12 protein-coding genes are annotated in these 14,222 nt (G+C 65.0%); 5 read left to right on the forward strand and 7 right to left on the reverse strand.

Annotation, left to right across the window (positions count from 1 at the left end; genetic code table 11):
* Nucleotides 1-15: 15 nt before the first annotated feature.
* The gene (locus tag CENDO_RS00670) at nucleotides 16-960 is read left to right on the forward strand and encodes an alpha/beta hydrolase (protein ID WP_136140325.1); all 945 of its coding nucleotides are present in this window, start codon (nucleotides 16-18) and stop codon (nucleotides 958-960) included.
* A gap of 94 nt (nucleotides 961-1,054) precedes the next feature.
* On the opposite strand, the gene CENDO_RS00675 is transcribed toward CENDO_RS00670, so the two are convergent.
* Entirely contained in the window at nucleotides 1,055-4,477 is a 3,423-nt protein-coding gene (locus tag CENDO_RS00675) for an arabinosyltransferase domain-containing protein (RefSeq protein ID WP_425456186.1), read from the reverse strand.
* Between the two features lie 234 nt (nucleotides 4,478-4,711).
* On the opposite strand from CENDO_RS00675, the gene CENDO_RS00680 reads away from it, so the two are divergent.
* Nucleotides 4,712-5,779, forward strand: coding sequence for an HNH endonuclease signature motif containing protein (locus CENDO_RS00680; protein WP_136140326.1), 1,068 nt, complete (start codon nucleotides 4,712-4,714; stop codon nucleotides 5,777-5,779).
* A 97-nt stretch (nucleotides 5,780-5,876) separates the two neighbouring features.
* On the opposite strand, the gene CENDO_RS00685 is transcribed toward CENDO_RS00680, so the two are convergent.
* The 4 genes from CENDO_RS00685 to CENDO_RS00700 form a co-directional block, all read right to left on the reverse strand.
* Nucleotides 5,877-7,901, reverse strand: a complete 2,025-nt coding sequence (locus CENDO_RS00685) for a galactan 5-O-arabinofuranosyltransferase (RefSeq protein ID WP_136140327.1) — start codon at nucleotides 7,899-7,901, stop codon at nucleotides 5,877-5,879.
* Nucleotides 7,902-8,042: 141 nt separating this feature from the next.
* Nucleotides 8,043-8,801, reverse strand: coding sequence for a decaprenylphospho-beta-D-erythro-pentofuranosid-2-ulose 2-reductase (gene dprE2, locus CENDO_RS00690; protein ID WP_136140328.1), 759 nt, complete (start codon nucleotides 8,799-8,801; stop codon nucleotides 8,043-8,045).
* A gap of 14 nt (nucleotides 8,802-8,815) precedes the next feature.
* Nucleotides 8,816-10,243 carry a decaprenylphosphoryl-beta-D-ribose oxidase gene (dprE1, locus tag CENDO_RS00695; protein WP_136140329.1) on the reverse strand — a complete coding sequence of 476 codons (1,428 nt, stop codon included), beginning with the start codon at nucleotides 10,241-10,243 and terminating at the stop codon, nucleotides 8,816-8,818.
* A gap of 113 nt (nucleotides 10,244-10,356) precedes the next feature.
* Nucleotides 10,357-10,650 (reverse strand): hypothetical protein, encoded by a 294-nt coding sequence (locus CENDO_RS00700; RefSeq protein ID WP_136140330.1) that lies wholly within the window; start codon nucleotides 10,648-10,650, stop codon nucleotides 10,357-10,359.
* Between the two features lie 24 nt (nucleotides 10,651-10,674).
* Here CENDO_RS00700 and CENDO_RS00705 point away from each other — a divergent pair, with 24 nt between their 5' ends.
* From CENDO_RS00705 to CENDO_RS00715, 3 genes are read left to right on the forward strand one after another with little or no spacing between them, the layout of a single operon-like run.
* On the forward strand, nucleotides 10,675-11,127 hold the full coding sequence (locus CENDO_RS00705; protein ID WP_136140331.1) for a hypothetical protein: 453 nt from the start codon (nucleotides 10,675-10,677) through the stop codon (nucleotides 11,125-11,127).
* A gap of 17 nt (nucleotides 11,128-11,144) precedes the next feature.
* A complete protein-coding gene (locus CENDO_RS00710) occupies nucleotides 11,145-12,038 on the forward strand; it encodes a hypothetical protein (protein ID WP_136140332.1) in 894 nt (297 codons plus the stop codon).
* A 25-nt stretch (nucleotides 12,039-12,063) separates the two neighbouring features.
* Nucleotides 12,064-12,552 (forward strand): GtrA family protein, encoded by a 489-nt coding sequence (locus tag CENDO_RS00715; protein ID WP_342773414.1) that lies wholly within the window; start codon nucleotides 12,064-12,066, stop codon nucleotides 12,550-12,552.
* A gap of 31 nt (nucleotides 12,553-12,583) precedes the next feature.
* Here CENDO_RS00715 and glfT1 read toward each other — a convergent pair whose 3' ends face one another.
* Together glfT1 and CENDO_RS00725 are read right to left on the reverse strand one after the other, a co-directional pair.
* Entirely contained in the window at nucleotides 12,584-13,492 is a 909-nt protein-coding gene (glfT1, locus tag CENDO_RS00720; protein ID WP_136140333.1) for a galactofuranosyltransferase GlfT1, read from the reverse strand.
* Between the two features lie 65 nt (nucleotides 13,493-13,557).
* Entirely contained in the window at nucleotides 13,558-14,088 is a 531-nt protein-coding gene (locus CENDO_RS00725) for a hypothetical protein (RefSeq protein ID WP_136140334.1), read from the reverse strand.
* Between the last annotated feature and the right edge of the window lie 134 nt (nucleotides 14,089-14,222).

Consider the following 14,222-nt stretch of genomic DNA (forward strand, 5'->3'; position numbering starts at 1 on the left):
GTAGGCTCGGAGGGTATGAGCGACGACAAAAATTCCCAGCAACGTCCGTTGGAACCCGGCCAGGACTGGCGCATCGGCGGCCAGCAGCGCCAGCTGAGCGAGGAGGAGCAGCTAGAGCAGCTGTGCTCCTACATGGACGCGCATTATGACCTGCCGGATTTCACCCCACCGTGGAGGGGCGGGGCGGGGGATCCTCTGCCCGCGGACCGTTACTCCGCGCTGCTGCCCGACCGGATCACGCACGCCTCCGTCATGGTCTTGGGCTCCGGCGGCGAGCACGAGATGCCGGGCGTGGCCTTTGCCGATGAGTTGGCCGGCCTCCAGATCCGCGACCTGCCCGAGCTGGGCGCGCAGGTCTATGCACCCGGTCCAGCGGCCGGCGCGGCGCAGGGGACCTGGGTTATTTCCTTGCACTCCGGCGGCTGGTGGCGCGGCTCCGGCCAGGCCCTGGAGATGCAGTGGCGTCCCGAGGTCGCGGCCGCGGCCGCCCTGTCCGGCGCCACCGTCATGGACCTGGACTACCCGCTGGCGCCCGAGCACTCCGTGGCGGACATGCTAGCCGCCATCCGGCGCGCGGCGGACTACGCCCGCGGCGAGGGCGCGGCCCGGCTGGTGCTGTGGGGTTATTCCTCCGGCGGTGCGCTGGCCGCTGCGGCCGCCGATCCGGAGCTGGGAATCAATCCGGACGCGTTGCTGCTGACCTTCCCGGACCTGGATTCGGTCGACGGCCTGCCGGACGAGGTCCGGGCGGGCGTAGCCGTTGCCGCCCCCGAGTCCTGGCCGCGCACGCTGCTGCAGGTAGCGCTCCAGGATGAGATCGCCGCCCGCCCGGAGATCCCGGCGGCCGCAACCCACGTCCGCGTCGAGGAGTACGTGGCCCGCCACCGCGTCTCCACGCCCACCGTGGCGCGCGAGCGGGTCAAGGCCGCGGCGCGTTTCCTGGCCTCCGCCCCCGAGTAGGCGGTAGGCGTTAACGAAATACGTGGCGTGCAAGGCTTGATTCATAGCCTTGCACGCCACGTGTTGTTTAGGAGGGCCCGCCCCCCGGCCGCGATTACTCGGAGCCCTCCGGGCGGATCTTCATCTCCGAGTCCTTCCACAGGCCGGAGCGCGTGATGACCTCATGCTGAATATCCGCCTCCACCGGGGCCTCGCCCAGGGAGTTGGTGCGCAGCTCGTACTTTTCGATCGAACCGTAGTCACGGGCCCAATCGTTGGCCAGGTAGGACGGGATCTCATAGGAGTAGTTCACCGCTTCCGCCGTGGCCATGGCCCCGCCGCCGCTGAAGGACTGGAAGTCCGTCAGGGTGGACTTGCCGGGGGCGTCAGGGGAGACGCGATACTCCGGAATTTCCGTCACGCCGGCGTAGTGGTCAAACGTGCGCTGGCACGGGAACTGCAGCGCCACGGACCAGTCCAGCAGCGCCGGGGTCTCCAACGTGAAACGCTCACCCAGCGGCTGGAGCTCCGGCACGCGCGGCGGGGTGAAGGCAACCCAGTCGTCCTCGTCGAGGGAGTCGTCGGTCGCGGAGACGCGCACAACGTCGGCCTCCGCCGGGATGTCCTCCAACGCGATGCGCAGGTTGCGCCACTGCGGGGTGGCACCCACATCACTCATCTCAAGCTCACCGACATTGGTGACGGATTGACCGTCACGCGTGCCGTACTCAAGCACGAGGTCCAAGCCCTCTTGCTCCACGCCGTTAACGTCATGGTGGTAGATGCGGCCGGCCACGGACATGGTCAGCAATGGGGTGGTCTCCGTAGCCTCGGGCAGCTCGAACCACTGGGTGGTGACCTGGGCGGTGCCCTGCTGGGCCTCGTTGTAGGAACCTAGGACCGGGACCTTGGTGTAGTCCAGGTTGAACGGTAGCTGGATGGTGGAACCGTTGGCGCCCTTGGTCTCGCGGGTGCCGCCCTCGGACGCGGACTCGCGATCCTGCTGCTCCTGCTGCTCCTCGGTCAGGGTGGTTCCGTCATTTGCCGCGCCCTGGGACGGATCGGCAGGCGCGGTATCGGAAGAATCCTCCGTCTGCGTGGCAATGGCGCCCACGGAGGCGGAGTTCATGTTCTCCGGCTCGATGGACTCGGGAATCCAGTTGGGGTCAAACCCGGAGAAGCGCTCCTCCTCGTTGACCAGTGAATCCGCCAGGCTGCCTTCAATCGGGGTGAGGAACGCGGCATTGGTGTTTTTCTCAATCAGCGCGTGGGACGCAAGGCCGCAGCGGTCCCCGCCCAGCGAGGCCAGGTTGCCGCGTCCGATGGAAAACGCCTCCCCCTGCGAGACGTACGCCTTGGCGAAGGACGCCATGGACACCGAGACCATGACGATGCAGGCCAGCGCGATGGGGGCGGACACGATACCCGCCCAGCGGGAGACCTTCCGGGCTTCATCGGCGCGGAAGTCAGCCTCGTGGCCGGCCTCGCGGGCCCGGTCCAGGCGGACGGAGTGCAGCATGGATTGCACCACGCCGACTCCCATGATGACCAGGCCGATCACCAGCACCACGGTGCTAAATTCAATACCCTTAAACTGCGGGGCGCGGTCCCACCAAGGGATGCCGAAGGAGGAGACGTACCACCAGGCGTTCCAGCCGGCCAAAGAGATGGCCATGAGCAGGACCACGGAACCCACCGCGAACGTGCGGGCGCGCGGGCTCTTCAAGGCAATCTGGGACAGCACCACCGCGCCCAGCGCCGCCACCACGCCAGCCACGCCGGCGTAGATACCAAAGTGGTGGGTCCACTTGGTCGGGGTGAACAGCAGGAAGAACATGGACAGCGCGATGATCAGCAGCAGGCGGCGGGTGGGGCCGGCCGGCACGCTAGGAATCCGGCGGTCCTTAACGTACGCGAACAGGATGAGCACCAGGCAGAACAGCATGGTAAACATCGCAAAGCGGCGGGTCATGGAACCGTCCACGGACTGCTCGAAGAGCGTGGTGTAGCGGACGTACTCTGAGTGCCACGGTAGGGCCGGGCCCACCTCGGTGCGTACGCGGGTGGACTCAAGCACCGTGGCCAGGGTCTGGTCACCGAATACCGCAACCAAAATCGCGGTGCCACAAGCCAGGAATGGGGCCACCATGGTCAGCCAGCCCAAGGCGCCGCCACCCATGGATGCAACGCGCTCAGACATGAACTTAAACAGCCTCGGCAGGCAGACCAGGAACACTCCCACGGCGAATAGGCCCGTTGGGCCGAGCCCCAGCGTCAAGGTGGCGATGATGGTGCCCACCGCCGCCGGCAGCAGGCGGCGCGTGGCGATGGAACGCTCGAATGACGCCCACGTCAGCATGACACCGAGCGCCACGATTGGCTCCGGGCGGGTGCCGTTGTTGTACGGCAGCCAGAACGCCAGGAACATAAAGGCCGCGGTCCAGTGGGCCACGCGGCGGCCATCGATGTTGGCGCCAAAGCGCGGCAGGATCTCGCGGGAGAGCACGAACCACACCAAGAGGCCGGCGATCAACGCGGGCAGGCGCATGAAGATTGACGCGGTGTTGATCTGCGCCAGCAGCGCAATCAGGTCATAGTACGGGGAGCCGAACGGGGACTCCGGAACGCCGTACCAGCGGTAGTAGTTGGCCATGTAATCCGCGTTCTCGGAGACGCGGCCCATGGTGAAGATGAAGCCATCATCGGAGGTATTGGAACCGAAGATATGCCAGAAGACCAAGATGGCCGCCACCACGCCATCCAGCGGGCGAACCTGCTTCCAGGACGGTGGCATGAAGCCGCGCTTCTGCCCGTCAAGCGCGTCTATGCGCCACAGGCAGAACAAGGAGACTAACACCATTGCCAGGCCGATCCACATGGCCGCGAGCTTCAACGGGGTAGGGGACGAGGTAAAACGGGAGTTGATCTCCACGTCCACGTCCAGACCCGCTGAGGAGAGCGCAGCAAGCGCCTCAGGGGTGTTTTCAATCTCCGTGTAAACGCCGGTGACCTGCGGACGCAGGTCCTCCTCGATGGTCTCCTCAAAGCGCCCGGCGCTCACCGTGGTGCCGTCACCGGTCATGGTGAGGCTTAGCGCGGCATCCGCCGGAAGCTCACTTGCCTCTTCTGCGCTTAAGGAGAGGACCACCTCATCCAGGCTGGTGACGGTCAGGCCAAAATCACCGGTGCGCACAAACATGCCGCGGTTGGTGGCCTCCTCGGATTCCGGCGGAACGGTACCGTAGAGCAGGGTTTGGCCTTCATTAAGGTAGTCGGCGGCCTCCAGTGGGATGGTGGCCTGAATGGACTCCGGCGCCACGGAAATCAGCGGGGCGTTGACGGAGTTTAGGGATTCATTCTGGGGCCAGCTCAACGAGGCCTGGGTCTGATTGACCGGTAGCAACGGGGTCGCCACGAACATCAAGAAACCCACGAGCCCGGCGACCACTGCGAGGATGCGCAGCCAAGCTGGGGACTTTTGGGTTACCCGAAAGGTGGCGGGAGGGTTCTGGGTTTGGGTTGCAACGCTACTTGACACGCAGATAGTTTACGTCACGAACCAGGGATTACCCTACCCAGCCGGGCCTGCTGGCGCGGGTGCGCGGCATGATAGCCGGTGGGGGAGTGGGGGTCAATCATGACGCGTGGGGGAGGCGGAATCTGTGGATAACGTAGCCTAGGTTCCTTCCTGGCGGGGCGCGGGTGTGGGGTTATCCACAGGGGCGCTGCGGACCGTTGTGGCCTGCGGGGTGGCGGGCTTAGCCTCGGCGGCATGAGTTTGCAGCAACATTTTCAACTCCGCGCCCAGGGGCTGGGTTTGGTGGCCCAGGCCGAAGGGGTCTCTAAGTCGCAGATGGTGGCGTGGGGTGCCACGCCCGATGAGGCCGATTCGATGCTGGGGCTATGGTCGGTGTATTTCGGTCAGACGCCTTTTACCGGTTTGCAGCGCCGCGCGGCGGCAAGCCCGCTGTCCCTGCCGGATTTGCTGCGGGTGGAAAAGCACGTGGCGAAGGTGAAAAAGCAGCGCGATAAATGGGTCCTGCGCGCCCAATTATCTACCAGCGCGCCTGAAGATATAGACCGGCTGGCCAAGGCCTTTTTGGACGAACACGAGCCTAAGAAAGCGCCCGAGATGGGGTTTCGCTCCCGCCGGTTAGCGGATCGTGACCGGTTCGTCTTCGATACAGATAAGCTCCTAGGCGCTAGATTGCGCGCGGTCCTTGGGGCCAAGCGCGGCAGCCTGGAGGAGCTGGAAGAGGCGCTGGATAAGGCGGCGGGCCCTGGGCTGCCGGAGGCCGTGGTCAAGCTCAATCTGATTGTCCCGCTGGACGCTGACCTCCGGCTGGTGCATACCGATGCGCAGGATGGTCGCGAGGCGGTCTTTCGCACCGTCGAGGGCGCAACGCTAACGGGGGCGCAGGTGCTGAATGCGAAGTTCGAGGAGTCGGGGCGGGTGCTGGCGGTTCACCCCGCGGAAGGCAAAATCAATCTTTATGACACGGAGCGGTTCGCTAATCCCAAGCAGTTCATGGCGGCGGCGTTGATGAACCCCACGTGTTCGTGGCCGGGGTGCTACGCCCCAGCCGTGGAGTGCCAGGTCAATCACGTGGTTGCGGTGAAAAATGGCGGGTTGACCAACATGAACAATCTGGTGATGGCGTGTGGCTATCACAATGGGGTCAATGACGATGACCGGTGTGGCTTTACCCGCCGGGGTAAGAAGTTGCGGGGTTACCTAGACATCCTTGATGGGGTGGGCTGCCGCATCGCCTACCCCGGGGCGAGCGCGCAGTTTAATGCCTCGGCCTACCGCTTCCCGGCGGATCTCACGGCCGCCTAAAGCACCCCTAAACAACGTTAAGGCGCATAGCCTCAGGCGCAGGGCCCCTGCGCCGGCTTTGGCGTGCCCGCACGCCGCGGCGCCTCCAGCCACGGCGCTAGACGTTATCGCGCGAGGCCACCACGAACGGGCCAACCTGCTTCATGGTCCACAGGGCCTCATCCTCAAAGACCTCGGGGTTGAAGAAGATGGACCGGAAGCGGACGTTGGGCTGGTTTGGGTAGATGTCCTCTGCGAGGTGGATCTTGTAGCCTTCGCCCGGGGCGTCGATGGAGCCGCGGAACAAAATCGCGTCCGGCGAGTGCCACGGATCGCTATCCAGCGCCTCGACGAATTCCTCAGGGGTGGCCTCCTGGGACAAGTTAGCCCACCTCTCCATCTGCTCGTTGCGGACGGAGAATTCGCCCAGCGGGTTGGCGTAGTGAGAGGTAAAGGCGTTGTAGCCAAAGTACGGGTAGTACGCCATGAACAGGTTCTCATCGGTCATGATCACGGTCTCGTTGGTCACGTGGCCCTGCTCTTGGAGGAACTGATGAATGGTGTTGTAGTTCTGGGAGCTATCGGAGGTAAAACGGTCGGCGCGCTCGCCGTAACCGTCGGTATCGGAGTAGGCGTGGTCAATGGCTGACTCGTTGGCCTCCGGGATTTGCTGCGCGTAATAGAGGCCGCCGAACATGCATACCACGGCAAAGGCGGCGGTGATGCGCTTGCTGGTGGACTCGGGCAAGCCCTGCGGGTAGAGGCGGGCTACGCCGCGCAGGCGGATCTCGGCCAGCGCCAGGATGCCGGCCGTGGCGAGCTGCAGCACGATCAGGATTTCGATCCGGAAGCCCAGCAACGTGGTGCCGGCCAGGGTGATTACCATTGACGCTAGGGCCCACAGATACAGGCCCGCCAGTCCCCATGCCATGGTGTGAATCTCACGGTCGGCCACCCGGAACACCAGGTAGATTAGGCCAATGAGGCATAGCAAGCCGATGACGGAGGCGGACAGGAACGGCACCGGAATCTGGGTGCCTTCCTCCGGCAGGTAGTGCTGCGCGGTGGTCTCCAGCGGCGCGTCGGAGCGCAGCGCGGCGAGCACGTAGGGACCCCACGCGATGGCGGCGATAGCCAGCGAGCCCACGCCGATGATGGCGACGCGAACAATCGGCAGCCAGGTGCGGGCAAAGAGCGCGGACAACAGCCCGATGAGCACCACAATGGTCAGGGCCACGGCGCCGGTAAACAGCGTGTAGAAGCAGGCGGAGATGCCGAGGAAGACCATGATGCCAAACGTGGACCACCAGGAACCGCGGAAGGCGCGGGCGCACAGCACGGTGGCGGCGGGCACGCCCATGCCGATGAGCGCGGAGTACGGTTCTTCCGCGGCGATGGTCAAGGTGATCGCGGTGGTGGCCAGCGCAATGGCCGTGGCCACGGGCAGCGAGCCGGTCAGGTGCTGCCACAGCGGCACCAGCATGCAGCCGGCCGCGGCCAAGGAGATCAGGGCCCATGGCTGGTAGACCTCCCAGCCCGGGATGCCCAGCAGGTTGGCCAGGCGCCCGCCCAGCCAGAACCAGCCCATGGGGTAGTAGCTGGGCATGTCCGCGTAGTTCATGTCCTGGTACGCGGCGGTGTCCGCCATGCGGGTCAGAAACTGCGTACGGAAGACCTGGTCCACCTGGATTCCGTCCAGCCACAGGCGGGTGGCGGACAGCGGGATGCCCAGGGACGCCACCGTGAGCATCGCCGGGGACACGTAGGCGATGACCGGCGTGAGGATGCGGCGCCACGCAGGACGCGCCTTCTCGCCCGACGCCCCCTTCCTCACCCCGTACTCATCCAGCAGCCACCACAGCAGCAGGCCCCCCACCAGCACGAAGATCAACACCAGGCCCGCCGTTCCCAGCGCCCGGGTGACCATTGAGGTGTTAAACGCCGGCAGGGTGGTGGCCTTGAGTACCTTCCACGCCGCCAGCGTGGCCACGCCGCCGCCCAGTGCGGCGAGCAGTATAAGCAGCGCCGTGCGCGCCGAGGTCAGCGAATCCGCCTGGTACGGCTCGTTGTCCCGGGGCAGGAGAACATTCTGTTTACCTCTGGCCTCATGGTCGTGGGCGGGGGTGACGGTAGCTGTGGTCATTTAAATAGTCTCCCATAACAGCGGGCCGGCGGCTAAACCCAACAGGCCAAATACGCGCCAAGGGCGAGGGTGATGGGAGCACCCTCGCCCTTGGTTTTCCGCTGGCGTATCGGCATCGATAGCGCCGCGGCGATTCGGAATTTAGAACGGCAGCTTGCGGAAGATTGACTGCGGAATGAACTTGAACGCCAGGGACACGTACTGGAACAGTGGGTGGACAAAGATGGATTGGCGGTTGGACAGCACCGCCTCCACGGTTGCCTTGGCCACGTCATCCACGTCGACGGTCAGTGGGGCCTCGCCGGCCTCGGCGGACATCTTGGTGCGGACCTGGCCCGGGCGCACAACGAGTACCTTGGCGCCGGAATCGCGCAGGGCCTCGCCCAGGTTGATGAAGAAGCCGTCAACGCCGGCCTTGGACGCGCCGTAGACAAAGTTGGAGCGGCGCACGCGCATGCCCGCCACGGAGGACAGGGCGATGATGGTGCCGTGGCCCTGCGCCTTGAAGCGCTGGCCCAGTAGCACGCCCAGGGACACCGGGCCGGTGAAGTTGGTCTGCGCTGACGCCACGGCGGCCTCGTGGTTCTGCCACAGTTCTTCCTGGTCGCCCAGGGTGCCGAATGCCAGGATGGCAACGTCCACGTCGCCGTGGGCGAAGGCGGCCTCGACGGTGGCTGGGTGGGAGTCAAAGTCGGTGGCGTCAAAGTCCACGACCTCGACGGTCGCGCCCTTGGCCTCGAGTGCGTCCTTGGCCCCGGCGATGCGCGGGGAATCCTTGCGCGCCGCCAGGGTCACCTTGGCCGGGCCCTTGTCTAAGAACTCCGAGACAATGCCCAAACCAATTTCGCTGGTGCCGCCCAGAAGGAGGATGTTTTGTGCTTGGCCTACTGCGTTAAGCATATGGTTATTCCTTTCTATTGCAGCTCGAGGCGGCGGGACATATCGGATGCGAAGACGCCGGTTGGGTCGATCGCGTTGCGGGTCTTGAGCCAGCCCTCCATGCCCGGGTACATCTTGTGGAAGTTTTCCGCGGAGGTGCGGGATTCCTTCGCCAGGTACAGGCGGCCGCCGAATTCCATGACGCGGCGGTCCAGGTCATCCAGGAACGCGCCCAGGCCCGGCTTGATGGGGAAGTCAACGCAGACGTTCCAGCCCTCCATCGGGAAGGACAGCGGCGCCTTGTTGCCCTTGCCGAACAGCTTGAACACGTTCAGCGCGGAGTAGTGGCCGGAGCGCTGGATGTCCTTGATGATCTCCTTGAACGGCTCCACGGCGTCGCGCGGGACCACGAACTGGTACTGCAAGAAGCCCCTCTTGCCGTAGCCGCGGTTCCACTCGCCGATGAGATCCAGCGGCTGGTAGAACTGCGTGAGGTTTTGCACCTTGTCCTTGTACTCGCCGGACTTGAGCCACCACAGCTCGCCGATGGCAATCATGGACAGCTTGTTCATGGTAAAGGACGGGAAGATGTCCGGCACGGTCACCAGCTGCGGCGCGTTGAACTTCAGCGGATCCTGCGCCAGCTTGGGGGCGTATTCCTCCAGTTGGGCCAGGGTGGCCAGGGAGCCGCGGGAGATGGCGGCGCGGCCCAGCTTGGGCTCAGGGGAGATGGCGTCAAACCATGCGGAGGAGTAGGTGTAGTTGTGCTCCGAGCCGTCGGAGTGGAACTCGATGGTCTCATCCAGGTTCGCGGTCAGGTCACCGTCGGCGATGAAGTAGGCGGTTTCCGTCTTGGTCATCTTGATGGTGGCGCGCAGGATGATGCCGGTCAGGCCCATGCCGCCCACGGTGGCCCAGAACAGTTCGCCGTCCGGATCGTCGGCGGAGCCTTCTGGCTCGAGGTGCAGGACGCGGCCGTCGGCAACCAGCAGCTCCATGGAGGCCACGTGGTCGCCGAAGGAGCCGGCGGAGTGGTGATTCTTGCCGTGAATATCGGGGCCAATGGCGCCGCCGATGGTCACCTGGCGGGTGCCCGGCAGCACCGGAACCCACAGGCCGTACGGCAGCGCGGCCTTCATCAGCTGGTCCAGGGTGACGCCGCCGTCCACATCAACCAGGGCGTTGTCCGGGTCGATGGAGTGGATCTTGTTCAGCGGCTGCATGTCGATGACCAGGCCGCCGGAGTTCTGCGCAGGGTCGCCGTAGGAGCGGCCCATGCCGCGGGCGATCACGCCACGGCGCAGGTGCGCAGGCTTGTCCGAGTTATCGTCCGCGACCTGGGCCACGGCCTTCTGAATCTCCTCGACGTCCTCGGTGGCGAGGACGTGCGAGACGGCGGGGGCGGTGCGTCCCCATCCGGTGAGTTTCTTCTCGGTGGTTTCTAGAGTGTGGTTCTGTCCCATCTTTTTCTTTCAGTAGAAAATGGATTGGAAAATGGCTTTCTCAACCAGCCTACTCAGCTTGGCCCCCGAACGCCGGAGCGCGCGCGGTGCGGCGCTTGAGCGCAGCCGGCGGGTTAGTACAGGTCCATGATGTCCCGGATTTCCTTGGGCAGTTCCTCCTGGCTGGTGATCTGCGGCTGGCCCGAGGCCTGGTATTCCCGCAGAATGTCATACACGCGGCGCCGTGAGGTGGAATCCAGCATGGGCAGTTCCTCGGCCATCAGCCGCATCATGAAATCGTTAAACGGTGCGGTGGCAAACTCCGTGGCGACGAAGCGGCCGTTGCGCCGGTCATCCTCGGTGCGTTCGTCCTGGGCCGCGCGCTGAGCCGGAGTCATGTTCTTCTTGTCGGCATCATATTGTGGCATGCCTTTAAGCGTACGATGTTTAGCATGACTAATACCACCGAACATTTTGATGGTTACGCACTGGATGACACCCTCGAGGGCCGCCTCGCGCAGGCCGCGGCCGTGGGTGTTCTTACCGCGCTGCCGGATTATTTATCTGGCAAGTCTCTGGTCGCCGCCTACGCCGCCGGATTCGTGGGCTTTGGCGCAGTGGTGGCCTACACCAACGCCGAGGCGCGGGAGGACTCGGACGCCGATGCGCAGCCGGTGACCGAAGAGAAGGACCTGGGGTTTGCCCTACCCGCCCTGGCGGTGGGGCTGATGGCCGCGAGCATGTCCCTGGATAGCTGGGTGAGCCGCAAGTTCGCCGGTTTCCTGCGTACCAAGGGCGTGTCCAAACCGTGGACCGCGATGGGCGCGCTGGGGGCCGCCCTGGCGTTCGGGGTAAGCGAGCTGGAGGCCCGGGACCACGCCAAGCGGGCCGCCGATTCCCAGTAGTGGGTACGCTGGGGCCTATGGAAGCCAAGTACGTAACCGAAGCTGATGGTCGCATCGGCGCGGCGCGTGCACACGGCGCTGACGAAGGCCCCGACGCATCCACGCTGATCCTGCAGGTATCAAACGTTCAGCCGGATGCAGAAGTGCACCGCCACATGGGCGTAACCGATGCCGCGACGTTTGCAGAGCTCCACAAGGTCCTGGGCGTGGTCTTCGGGCTAGACGCCTCGCCGGAAGAGGCCAGCCCCTGGCACTTTTATTGCGTGACTAAGCGGATCAATCCCGAGCATCGCCTGCGGGACTTCCTGCGCCGTGAGGGGGACACGGTGCAGCTGCAGTGGGGGCTGTGGGAGTTTACGCTGAGCGTAGCCGAGGTTTACCCCCGCGATGCCGGCACGCCCCGCGCCCTGTGCGTGGGCGGTTCTGGTTCCTTTCCCGGAACCAGGTTCGATCTGACCGGAATCAATGCGGCGCTGACGGGTGAGGAGACCATCTCTGAGGTCCTGCGGCTCGTGCGCCCCGAGGTCCGCAGCGTGATCGAGCGCTCGAGGCTATACGACTTTGTGCCGCTGCTCCAGGCGCTCGACCTAGCCCGCCCGGTGGATCCGGCGCTGGCGCAGCGCGTCTCCGGGCTGCCGCGCGAGGTGACCGAGCTGGGCCGGGACGCCTTCTGGTGCGTGGTCCTCGCCCTGGCGTGCCTGGGGGAGGAGACCCTGACCGCCCACGTTGCCGCCACCACCATGGAGGCGCTGGGCTGGGTTGAGGATGACGGCTCCGCCATATCTGCGGTGTCAGTTCGCGAGTACTGCCCCGCGTCCGTGGAACGCCTGCTTGAGCTTCGGGCCTGCGGGCCCGACCAGCTCAGCGCGCTGGACCGGCTGGATATCTACCGGGCGCTGCTTCGGAAGTAACCGCCCGTGGGCGTATGATGACCGGGTGACTAACCAACAGGACCCAGCAGCACAGTCAACGCCAGAGTCGGAGCCGCAGCAGGCCCAGGGATATGAGGTGGCCAAGCCATCCCCTGACTCCTCGTTGAAGACCCAGCTCACCCGCTTCATCGCCGTGGGCGTCATCTCCGCCGTGGTGGACCTGGGCCTGACGCTGATTTTGCAGGCCGTGGGCCTAAACCGCACCTTCGCCAAGGCGATCGGCTGGTGCTGCGGCACCCTGACCGCATACATCCTTAACGCAAAGTACACCTTTGGCGCGAAGGTCACCGGCCGGACCGGCGCGGCCGTGGCGGTGCTCTACCTGTCTACCTTCGCCGTTCAGGTATTCCTTTATTGGGTGCTGGACGGCCCGCTCCAGGCGATTGGGCTGGCCGGCACGTTTAAGGACGTCGTGGCCTTTGTCATTGCACAGGGCGTGGCCACCGTGACGAATTTCGCCGTACAGCGCGCATTCATCTTCAAAGAGCGCTAGGGCTGACGCGGCCGGCGCCGCCTGACCCGTGTCAGGGGCGGCGGAAGTCCTCCGTGCGGCCGGCGTTGTGGAGTTTGAGCCACTCCAAAAATCCCCGCGGGTCCTTCTTCTGCACCAGGAAGAACCAGCCGAAGCGCGCGAATTCCTGCGGCAGCAGCTTGCGCATGCCGCGCTGCCAGAGCAGGTAGCCGCGGTTGCGGTAGGTGAAGTGGCGCTTGAATTCACCCTCCGGGTACTGGGTGTGCATCTTGCCGCCGAGGATGGGTTTGAACTCGGAGGAGCCGTCGGGATGCAGGTATGCGCAGGTCAACGCCGTGCCGAAGGCAAGGCCAGAGTTGGCGAGCCGGCGGTGGTATTCCACCTCATCACCGCGGATGAACAGGCGGTAGTCCGGCACACCGATGACCTCCATGGCCTGCGCGGAAATCAGCGCGCCGTTAAACAGGGACGCGATGCCGGGCAGGAAATCCCCCTCGAGCTCCTCCATGCGGCGGCGCCACACCAGGCCCTGGCGCAGCGGGAACGCCAGCGCGCCCGGGTCTTCAATGTTGCACACGGCCGGGGAGACCTCGTGCAGCCCGTTGGCGGCGGCCACGCGGTAGAGCTCCTCCAGCACGCCGTGGTCAGCCGGGCGCCCGTCATCATCCGCGCACCACACCGCGTCCGCGCCCAGGGCGAGCGCGGTCAAAAAGCCCAGCGCAAAGCCGCCCGCGCCGCCGAGGTTGGTCTTTGACGGTACATACACCGCTCGCTCACCGGCGAGCTCTTCTACCAGCGCCTTCACGGAATCCTCCGCGCCGTTGTCCACCACAATCACCCACTGGACTGGGTGGGTCTGGTTGACCACCTGTTCAAGCGAGGCGCGAAGAAGCTCCACGCGCTGATGGGTCACGATGACCGCCGCGGTGGAGCCGGATGGATTCAAAGGCTTTACAGACATGCCCTACATTTTAGGCGCTTGGGCCTGCGAATCCGTAGAGGGACTTACTTTGAGAAAAGCTGAGATTACTGCTGTGGCAGGCGCGGCCATTCCACGCCTGGAATTTCGGGAAGCTCGATGAGCCCTTGTTCGCTCGCATGGATAAGGCCCGCCGCTGCCGCCAGGGCCACCACGGTACCGATGCCCAGCCCCAGGTAGGTCTCCAGGGTGCGGCCGACGGGCCAACCATTGGCCGCGTCCGTGCGGATGGTCTCCCAGATTGGCGAGGCCGCGGAGCCCGCAGCCACCGCGCCCGCCGCCGCGCCCCCAGGATTGGCCTGGGCCCCGGCGATAGCCCCGGCAACCGCGTCAGGGGTCAGCTGCGAGGATGCCGCCTCGCCGGCCCCGCGGAACGATGACGTGTAGCCTTGCTGCCCGGTGAGTTCCTTCCATCCGGCCTCCGCAACATACTTGGTGGTCTCCCACCCGGAGGCCTTGGAGCTGAGCGAGCTGCCGCTTGCCTCCGCCTCCGAGGACGCCCCCGCCGCCCCCGCGCTCACACTCGCCGCCGTCATGGCCGCTAGCAATGCGGTGAAAATAGTGCTGGAATGTTTCATGAATACTCCTTGTCCAAATAAGCGGTGGCGTGAACAAGAAATCCCCCCGCCCCCGAGTTGATAGCTTCTCTAAAAATGTATCTCGAGAGTAACTAGTTTGTCCTTGATTCATTTAAGAAACTTGGGGAATTAAC

Origin of the sequence: Corynebacterium endometrii (assembly GCF_004795735.1) — a bacterium.
Classification (GTDB): Bacteria; Actinomycetota; Actinomycetes; order Mycobacteriales; family Mycobacteriaceae; genus Corynebacterium; species Corynebacterium endometrii.